Genomic DNA, 9,099 nt, shown 5'->3' with positions numbered 1-9,099 from the left:
TTCTCGTAGAATAGCCTTTTTTCTGTGTTTTTTCAAAAAGGCATTTTTACTAAGACATCTTTTGGGTAACCTTATAAGGAGCAAATAGAAGAAACGCAGTTTGTTTGCTATAATAGATAAAGTTCGACATGGAAAGAAGGTTTACATACTTGAAAGAAACTAAAATAGAAAAAGAAAAAGTAATCCTGGTCGGCTGCGAGACACAAAATGACGCTGCCAGATTTGCATATTCGATGGAAGAACTTGCGAATTTAACGAAAACAGCAAACGGAGAAGTTGTCGCAACGCTGACGCAAATGCGAGAACGAATTCATCCTTCTACATATATTGGCAAAGGAAAAGTAGAAGAGCTAGAAATGCTTGCAGAGGAGTTAGAAGCAGACTTAATCATTTTTAATGATGAATTATCGCCAAGTCAGGTGCGCAATGTATCTAAAAATTTGGACGCTAGAATTATTGATCGCACACAACTAATTTTAGATATTTTCGCATCCCGAGCAAGATCGAAAGAAGGAAAGCTTCAAGTAGAGCTTGCTCAATTACAATACTTATTGCCGCGTTTGGGCGGACAAGGTCTGCAATTATCGAGACTAGGAGCGGGGATTGGGACAAGAGGTCCTGGTGAAACAAAGCTTGAGTCAGATAGAAGGCACATTAGACGGAGAATTGACGATATTAAAACGCAATTAAGCGTGATTGTCGAGCATCGCGATCGCTATCGGGAGAGAAGAAAGAAAAACCGAGCATTCCAAATTGCTTTAGTTGGATATACAAATGCCGGGAAATCGACACTATTTAATCGCCTTTCGGAAGCAGATTCATTTGAAGAAGATATTTTGTTTGCAACTTTAGATCCAATGACACGCAAAATTATACTGCCAAGCGGATTTTCAGCACTGATTACGGATACAGTAGGATTTATTCAAGATTTGCCAACAACATTAGTTGCTGCTTTCCGTTCTACTTTAGAAGAGGTACGAGAAGCAGATTTATTGCTTCACGTTGTGGATAGCTCTAATGAGGAATATTATCAGCATGAGGAAACCGTACATAAATTACTTGAAGATTTGGAAATACCCGCAATTCCGCATTTAACGGTCTATAATAAAAAAGATTTAGTGCATCCAAAATTTGTCCCTACATCCAAAACAGAAAGTATTTTAATCAGTGCTTTTAATAAAGAAGATCGGGAACAGCTGAAGCAGACAATTGAACAAATGATGATGGAAAACATGGAATATTATGAAACAACGGTTGAAAGTAATAATGGGAAATTATTGTCGCAGCTAAAAAATGAAACAGTCCTGCGCAGCTTAATTTTTGATGAAGAAACGCAAAACTATTTGTGTAAAGGGTATGCGTTTAAAGAACATGCTATTTTAAACTATAAAAGGTCGATAGAAAAAGAGGAATGGGAGAAATAAATGTATACGCAGTTAACATATGGAACACAGCTAGAATCATTAGTAATGGAAGTGGAACAACAAATAAAGGAAGTACATCAATCAATCGATAAAAGAATTGATTCCAATCAATTTCGTGTCTTAGCAAGCTTTCAAAATCACAAGGTAAGTGAATCACATTTTATTCCGTCCACTGGGTATGGATATGATGATATTGGCCGCGATACATTGGAAAGTATTTATGCAGAAGTGTTTGGCGGGGAAGCTGGTTTAGTGAGACCGCAAATTATTTCAGGAACACATGCTATCAGTACAGCGCTATTTGGAATCCTTCGACCAGGCGATGAGCTTCTATATATTACAGGGAAACCGTATGACACATTAGAAGAAATTGTTGGGTTAAGAGGGGAAGGGACAGGGTCACTGCGTGAGTTTAATATCGACTACAACAGTGTTGATTTACTTCCAGATGGACAGCCAGATTATGAAAAAATCGCTGCGTCTATTCATGCAAATACGAAAATGATTGGTATACAGCGTTCAAAGGGCTATGCAACGAGACCTTCCTTTGCCATTGAAGAAATTGAAAAGATGATTGCTTTTGTTAAAGAAATAAAAAGTGATGTGGTTGTATTTGTTGATAATTGCTACGGGGAATTTGTGGAAGATATGGAGCCGTGCCATGTCGGCGCTGATTTAATGGCAGGTTCTTTAATCAAAAACCCTGGTGGGGGAATTGCTAAAACAGGTGGTTACATTGTCGGAAAAGAGGAATTCGTAAAAGCTTGTTCTTATCGCATGACATCTCCAGGTATTGGTGCAGAGGCAGGAGCTTCTCTTTACAGTTTACAAGAAATGTATCAAGGTTTCTTTCTTGCCCCACATGTTGTTGGGCAAAGCTTAAAAGGAGCAATTTTCACAGCAGCTATGCTGGAGAAATTGGGGATGAATTCTTCGCCCAGCTGGAATGCCAAAAGAACAGACCTTATTCAATCTGTTCAATTTGATGATAAAGACAAAATGATTGCTTTTTGCCAAGCGATTCAATATGCTTCGCCGATAAACTCCCACGTAACGGCATATCCTAATTACATGCCAGGATATGAAGATGATGTCATCATGGCAGCTGGGACTTTTATTCAAGGTGCAAGTATTGAATTAACGGCAGATGGACCTATCCGGCCTCCATATGTTGCTTACGTTCAAGGGGGATTAACATACTCGCATGTTAAAATTGCTATATGTATTGCCATTAATCGATTATTAGAACAAAAACTGATTACTATTTGAGTATAACAATCCGTTACATCGGTTGGGAAGAAATTGTAACATTAGTTGACATCTTTTTTCCCCAATCATATAATGAAGGGGATTAAATCATTTTAAAGGAGCCGAATGCCATGTCTGGTAGTCAAATTCGTCGATCGATGCCTCTTTTTCCAATAAGTATTGTCATGCAATTAACAGAGCTATCCGCTCGACAAATTCGTTACTATGAAGAACACGAATTAGTGGCTCCAGCAAGATCGGATGGCAATAGAAGACTTTTTTCATTATCGGATATTGATAAGTTATTGGAGATTAAAGATCTAATTGATCAAGGAGTAAACCTTGCTGGAATTAAACAAATATTCTCTGTTCAAGAAAAACAAGTGCTGACAGATGAAGTAAAGAAAGAAGCAGAAAAAGCACGCAGAGAATTATCGGATGAGGATTTGCGTAAATTATTGCGCAAAGAATTATTAAATGCAGGTCGCTTTAATGATACTCATCGTCCCTCTATGAGACAAGGAGACATGTCTCGTTATTTTCAAAAATAGATAAGAAGAAAAGTAGGGAGTGGAGGAATAGTCGTGGCTAAAAATTACACTAAAGAAGATATCAAAAGGTTTGCAAGTGAAAGTAATGTGAAATTTATCCGTTTACAGTTCACGGATATCCTAGGAACAATCAAAAACGTGGAAATTCCAATTAGTCAGTTAGATAAGGCTTTGGATAATAAAATGATGTTTGATGGTTCTTCTATCGAAGGTTTTGTACGTATTGAAGAATCCGATATGTACCTATATCCTGATCTAAACACTTGGGTTGTATTCCCATGGACTGCAGAAAAAGGAAAAGTGGCACGTTTGATTTGTGATATTTATAATCCAGATGGAACACCATTTGAAGGAGATCCTCGTAATAATCTTAGAAGAGTCTTGAAAGAGATGGAAGAGCTGGGATTCACTGATTTCAATCTTGGGCCTGAGCCGGAATTTTTCTTATTCAAATTGGATGAAAAAGGCGCACCTTCTTTAGAACTTAATGATAATGGTGGTTACTTCGATTTAGCACCAACAGACTTAGGCGAAAACTGTCGTCGTGATATCGTGTTAGAATTGGAAGAGATGGGCTTTGAAATTGAAGCATCTCACCATGAAGTAGCACCAGGACAGCATGAAATTGACTTTAAATACGCGGATGCAATTACAGCTTGTGATCAAATTCAAACATTTAAATTAGTTGTTAAAACCATTGCTCGTAAGCATGGTCTTCATGCGACATTTATGCCAAAACCATTATTTGGTGTGAATGGTTCAGGTATGCACTGCAACCTTTCACTATTCAAAAATGGCGAAAATGTTTTCTATGATCCAAAAGGTGAATTAGAATTAAGCGAAACAGCATTGCAATTTATCGCTGGTATTGGTAAACATGCTACTAGCTTTACCGCCATTACTAACCCGACTGTAAACTCATATAAGCGTCTAGTGCCTGGTTACGAAGCACCTTGCTATGTTGCATGGTCTGCTAGAAACCGTTCTCCACTAATGCGTATTCCAGCTTCACGTGGCTTAAGCACTCGTGTAGAAGTACGTAGTGTAGATCCAGCTGCTAACCCATACTTAGCAATGGCAGCTTTATTAAAAGCAGGTTTAGACGGAATCGAAAACCAAATGACTCCTCCTGCTCCAGTAGATCGAAATATCTACATTATGAGCAAAGAAGAAAGAATTGCGGAAGGCATTGTTGATTTACCATCAACATTAGCGCAAGCATTAGATGAGCTAAAGCAAAATGAAACAATGATTGACGCTCTAGGAGAGCATATCTTTGATCATTTTGTAGAAGCAAAAGAGATTGAATGGGATATGTTCCGTGTCCAAGTGCACCCATGGGAGCGCGACCAGTATATGGAAATGTATTAATTAGTAAAAGTCATTTATCTTAAAGGTTTAAGCTAAATTATTTCATGGGTGGAAATGGTTAGTTATTGGTCAGAATAACGAACATCCATAAAACGCCCATGAAATTAAATTTTTCCGAGTACATTATTTATATGATTTTCAAACTTGGATAAAGAATTTTCTTCAATATTTTTAGTTATATGTGAATAGGTATCTACAGTGACTTGGTAGTTTTTATGACCAAGTCTTTTTTGTACATATTCTATAGTTGCCCCAGCTTCTAATAATAAAACTGCATGAGGATCCCTAAGGGCATGAATCGCTATTTGAGGTAACTCGGCTCTTCTCAATATGCTTTCAAGATAATATCACCAAGCTGCATTGTGATGGAAAATGAATCATTACCCAAAAAATAGCGTAGCGTAAATTCATAATTTTTCTGATACTTATAAATTATGTAAAGATGTTTTGCTTTAGGTGAAAAATAATTAGTTTCTATCACGAAGTCCTTTGAGACAAAGAAGTCTGCATTCAATTGCTCTCGAATATTTTTTATAAAAACCTCACTAAATTGTAAATATGACATAAGTATTCTTAACCATCCTTTTATGTAAGATAGTGATAAATACGAAAGATGAAAAAATGTTTCAATAAAATTAAAAAAATACAAACAATTATTTTCTATTAAGTTTAAATTGTTTGCATTTATACATATTAAATTTATATCATTAAGAAAATATTCAAAGAGAAGCGTTCCTCATTAGGGGGTTTTTTTAGCTTGCTAGGATATGTATTTTTATAGAAAAATATGGTTGATTTTATAGAATGGATATAATATAATACTTTAGTCATAGGTATATATACATAAAGGGGGAGAATTAGTGAAAAACAGAAAAGTATTAATGTTTCTAATGGCATTTGTACTCACATTGGGTACATTTGTTACATTTAGTAGCACTGTAGATGCAGCTTCAAAGTCATCATTAGAAAAGCAAGTTAAAGATTTAAAAGCGGAAAATAGCAAGTTGAAAAAACAAGTCTCTTCAAAAGACAAAGAAATAAAGGATTTAAAATCAAAAGTTTCCAGCAGGGATAAAGAAATAAAAAAACAAAAGGGTAATGTAGCTTCTAAGGATAAAGAAATAAAAAGGTTAAAATCAACTATATCAAGTAAAGATAAAGAAATAAAAAGCCAAAAAGATAAGGTAGCATCTCGTGATAAAGAAATTAAAAGCCTAAAGGCTAAAGTAATTCAACCTCTTGACGCTAAGTTAAGTTATCTTGGTAATACCAAAAGCGGTAATACAACAATATCAAGTAAATCGGTTCCTGTCTTAGTTAACTACAATGGTGTACCTTACGCTCCTGTTCAACTATTAGGTTCAATGTATAATGTTGGTACTTCTTATAATAGTAAAGTGAAAACTTGGTACTTAGGTGAAGGTACAAATGGAGTTTATATGTCTGATGTTTTTGAGGAACCATATCATCAAACTGGTAGCTCATATACCAATGAAGATTGGGCTTTAAAAACAGGAGGGAATAAATATTCCAAAGGTTATGCATTCTATGTTGCAAACGATAACGAGAGCAACGTATATGACTTTAACCTTCAAGGGAAGTACTCATCTATCTCTGGTATGCTAGGTTTACAAGATGGTGGTCAAATTCCTGGCCATATTGCATTTTATGGTGATGGTAAATTAATCAAAGAGTATAACTTTAATGCGGGTGACTTACCAATTAATATGTCTATATCCGTTAAAGGTGTTAAAAAGCTTGAAATTAAAACAGATAGTAAGGCAGTTTGGTATGACAATTATTTTGTTTTGGCTAATATGAAACTAAAATAAAAATATAAAAGCGTTCCTAATTGAACTGTCCCCATTTTATAGACAGTTTAAAAAAGTGCTAAGCAGCAATTAGATGGTCCCGGTATTGTACTGGGGTCATTTTATTTAATCCCCATGGATAACGATAATGGTTATATTCCACGATTATTCTATCTACTTCACTTTTAACATCTTTTATATTATCTATTATGAGATAAAAAGGAAAGCGTAAAACTTCTGTATTTATATGAACTTTTACCCACTATTATGAGATAGTATATGTTCCGTGTCCAAGTGCCCCCATGGGAGCGCGACCAGTATCTGGAAATGTATTAATGATAAAAGCCTTGGTATTTTTATACCAAGGCTTTTTAGATGGAATAGACGAAATTTTATTAAGACGGAAAATTAAAAGGATAGTTTGCCAATCCAATAAAAAAGCTAGGTGATTATCCTAGCTTACGCGTTTATTTAAAAAATAAAGAAACCAAACTGCATGATTTTGTTCATCATGGGCTGCTCTGATAAATGCTTCTTTAATTTTTAGATTATCAGTTTTGGAGGCAGTCTCTAAGTAAAAATCAACGGTCTCTTGTTCATCTTTAAATGCAAAGTCTATTCCAGCGTTAAACTGTTTTGGGCAATTTCCTATCATTTTGGGTTGATGGTTCTTCCCCGTCAATTGTGTATATAAATTCGAAAAAGTTCTGAAGTGTCGCATTTCATCATTTCTAATTTCCGTGATTCTTTCCTTGATTTCTTTTGATGGTGCTAGGTTAATCAGATGCTGGTAACAAGAAATGGCAGAATACTCACCATCAATTGCCTTCTCAATGAATGAATAAGAATTATTTCTAGAATGAGCGTGAAAAGGCGTAGTAAAACCTGGTACACCTGGAACATAAGATCCTAGAAATTGTGGATAAGGATAAGTAGTTGAATGATAAGGGGGATATTTCAAATTGATAACTCCGTGGGAATAGTGAACATGACACATATTATTCTGGCAATGCAAAGGCTGATTCCAAGGACCAGCTTGAAAAAATGTAGTGCCGTGATATATTGGACCGTCAAGCCCTGTAATAACTTCAGAAGACATAGTTTACCTCCTTTTACTTTTAGATATCTTATGTTAATTTGTTCCAGAAAATGTTTGTCTAAAATGAAAATGGGTTTTGTCAGACAGAAGCAGAACAAAAAGAGGCTATTTATGAGATTAATAAGCATCAATGTATTAATTTATTAGAAAATAAAGAATTAGCAAGCAACCTTTCGTTAGGGCTTTTGCTTGTTAGTTTACTACCTTAACTTGTCTTACTGTCCATTTATAAGTATTATTAGTAAGGTCGGAGAAAGGTAGAATTTGTTTAGGAACACATCCTTCTTTGTGAGATAAAGAAGAAGTGAAATAGATTCAGTTAGGAAATTCAGTATCCTCTTATCCATATAATATTTCTTTATTTTTCCTATATCTAATAATTTGAATGATGATGCTGATTTGTAAAGGAAGTAGCAGCAAATACTACAAGCCAAGATTCTACTTTCAGCAAAAACATTAATATTAGAAAAAAGGCAAGGGAAACAGTGCAGTTGAAAAATGTTCGCAAGGAAAAGGAAGTGTAAGAGCATGAAAAAACAATCAAGTTAAATGGATAGCTTATTTTACCCTATATATAAGACATTCAAGTTGTGTTAAGAAAATTGATTTCGTTTTTGGATCAATTATTTCTATGAGCCCATTTTCATCAAAATCTGAAAAGCAAAAGTGAATTCTACCATTGTATATTACCTTTTGGCGGAACGTTATTATTTTATTCAACAAATCATCCTTTGTTTTTTATTTCAAAAAAAATAAATTCATGTCCTTAATTAAATAATTGATATATGAAATTTAGTTTTAATGATAGCTTTACCCTAACATAAAAAAAGATTAGAGTATACAAAGACAGCTACTTTCCCAGTATTACATAAGATAACCAAATGTGGTGGCAAAGAAAAATGTGAAATGCATATATAATTGTTTTATACAAGAAATCGTATCAATTCCCCACTACCTTGTTAATCGTAACATACTGCAGCTTCCCCATTAATTGCGAGCACCTTTTAGAATCAACCTTAAAAAATAGGTAAGAAGATTTATGTCGAAAAATGACGAAATATATAGATTGTCCATTAATTTCTTTTCTTTAATAATGAAAGGGAGGGAGGTGCAAAGATGGAGTTAAAAACTACTGGAAGAAATAAGTACGATATGATTATGGAGTTACTAGCCTTACATGTGAAACAGGCAGATTTTTTTGGAGATGATATAAGGCCAGAAGAAATTGAAGAATTATTTAAAAAATATTCAGAAATAGTAAATAGGATTTAAAGTATAAAAAGCATCCAGTGGATGCTTTTTACATGCAAAGAAACTCCAAAGAGGATTTTATACCACTTTCTACATTATTGCAGTTCCTCCATGTGGATTTAGGTACAATTTCAGTCATCAATAAAAATATGTAGCTTTTCTGTTTGTCTTCTCATGAGACAGATCACCTTGGTGTCCATATGCTTATATTCGATCCTTTATGACTTGATATTTTTATAATCAAGTCTTTTTTATTATATGTAATACTTGCTGTGTTTCATTCAAAGGAGGAAAAAGATCAAGCTGCAGCTGAAAAATAACGTCCTTTGTTTACTCTCTTTTGA

8 protein-coding genes are annotated in these 9,099 nt (G+C 34.6%); 6 read left to right on the top strand and 2 right to left on the bottom strand.

Features of this window, described 5'->3' with window-relative positions; all coding sequences use genetic code 11:
• Positions 1-149 precede the first annotated feature (149 nt).
• The 4 genes from hflX to glnA all read left to right on the top strand — a co-directional run bounded on the left by hflX (position 150) and on the right by glnA (position 4,594).
• Positions 150-1,424 (top strand): GTPase HflX, encoded by a 1,275-nt coding sequence (gene hflX / locus BCI01S_RS12665; protein ID WP_235844496.1) that lies wholly within the window; start codon positions 150-152, stop codon positions 1,422-1,424.
• On the top strand, positions 1,425-2,693 hold the full coding sequence (locus BCI01S_RS12660) for a methionine gamma-lyase family protein (protein WP_061798993.1): 1,269 nt from the start codon (positions 1,425-1,427) through the stop codon (positions 2,691-2,693).
• Between the two features lie 110 nt (positions 2,694-2,803).
• Positions 2,804-3,223, top strand: coding sequence for a MerR family transcriptional regulator (locus BCI01S_RS12655; protein ID WP_016204997.1), 420 nt, complete (start codon positions 2,804-2,806; stop codon positions 3,221-3,223).
• A gap of 33 nt (positions 3,224-3,256) precedes the next feature.
• A complete protein-coding gene (gene glnA / locus BCI01S_RS12650; protein ID WP_047944753.1) occupies positions 3,257-4,594 on the top strand; it encodes a type I glutamate--ammonia ligase in 1,338 nt (445 codons plus the stop codon).
• Positions 4,595-4,698: 104 nt separating this feature from the next.
• Here the strand turns inward: glnA and BCI01S_RS12645 are convergent, their stop codons facing one another.
• Positions 4,699-4,923: a tyrosine-type recombinase/integrase gene (locus BCI01S_RS12645; protein ID WP_061798991.1), complete on the bottom strand. Its 225-nt coding sequence runs from the start codon at positions 4,921-4,923 to the stop codon at positions 4,699-4,701.
• Between the two features lie 531 nt (positions 4,924-5,454).
• Here BCI01S_RS12645 and BCI01S_RS12635 point away from each other — a divergent pair.
• A complete protein-coding gene (locus BCI01S_RS12635; protein ID WP_061798987.1) occupies positions 5,455-6,426 on the top strand; it encodes a coiled-coil domain-containing protein in 972 nt (323 codons plus the stop codon).
• 433 nt (positions 6,427-6,859) lie between these two features.
• Here BCI01S_RS12635 and BCI01S_RS12630 read toward each other — a convergent pair whose 3' ends face one another.
• Entirely contained in the window at positions 6,860-7,402 is a 543-nt protein-coding gene (locus tag BCI01S_RS12630) for a ferritin family protein (RefSeq protein ID WP_156485425.1), read from the bottom strand.
• A 1,218-nt stretch (positions 7,403-8,620) separates the two neighbouring features.
• On the opposite strand from BCI01S_RS12630, the gene BCI01S_RS25265 reads away from it, so the two are divergent.
• Positions 8,621-8,776 carry a hypothetical protein gene (locus tag BCI01S_RS25265; protein ID WP_156485424.1) on the top strand — a complete coding sequence of 52 codons (156 nt, stop codon included), beginning with the start codon at positions 8,621-8,623 and terminating at the stop codon, positions 8,774-8,776.
• Positions 8,777-9,099 lie beyond the last annotated feature (323 nt).

This window comes from Niallia circulans NBRC 13626 (assembly GCF_001591585.1).
In the GTDB taxonomy this organism is placed as follows: Bacteria; Bacillota; Bacilli; order Bacillales; family Cytobacillaceae; genus Niallia; species Niallia circulans.
The sequence above is the reverse complement of the archived record's forward strand: the minus strand, read 5'-3'. Positions and strand labels throughout refer to the sequence as shown.

Coding starts and splice junctions, on each gene's coding strand:
- BCI01S_RS25265 (WP_156485424.1), top strand. CDS start 8,621: ATGGAGTTAAAAACTACTGGAAGAAATAAGTACGATATGATTATGGAG.
- BCI01S_RS12630 (WP_156485425.1), bottom strand. CDS start 7,402: ATGTGTCATGTTCACTATTCCCACGGAGTTATCAATTTGAAATATCCC.
- BCI01S_RS12655 (WP_016204997.1), top strand. CDS start 2,804: ATGTCTGGTAGTCAAATTCGTCGATCGATGCCTCTTTTTCCAATAAGT.
- BCI01S_RS12660 (WP_061798993.1), top strand. CDS start 1,425: ATGTATACGCAGTTAACATATGGAACACAGCTAGAATCATTAGTAATG.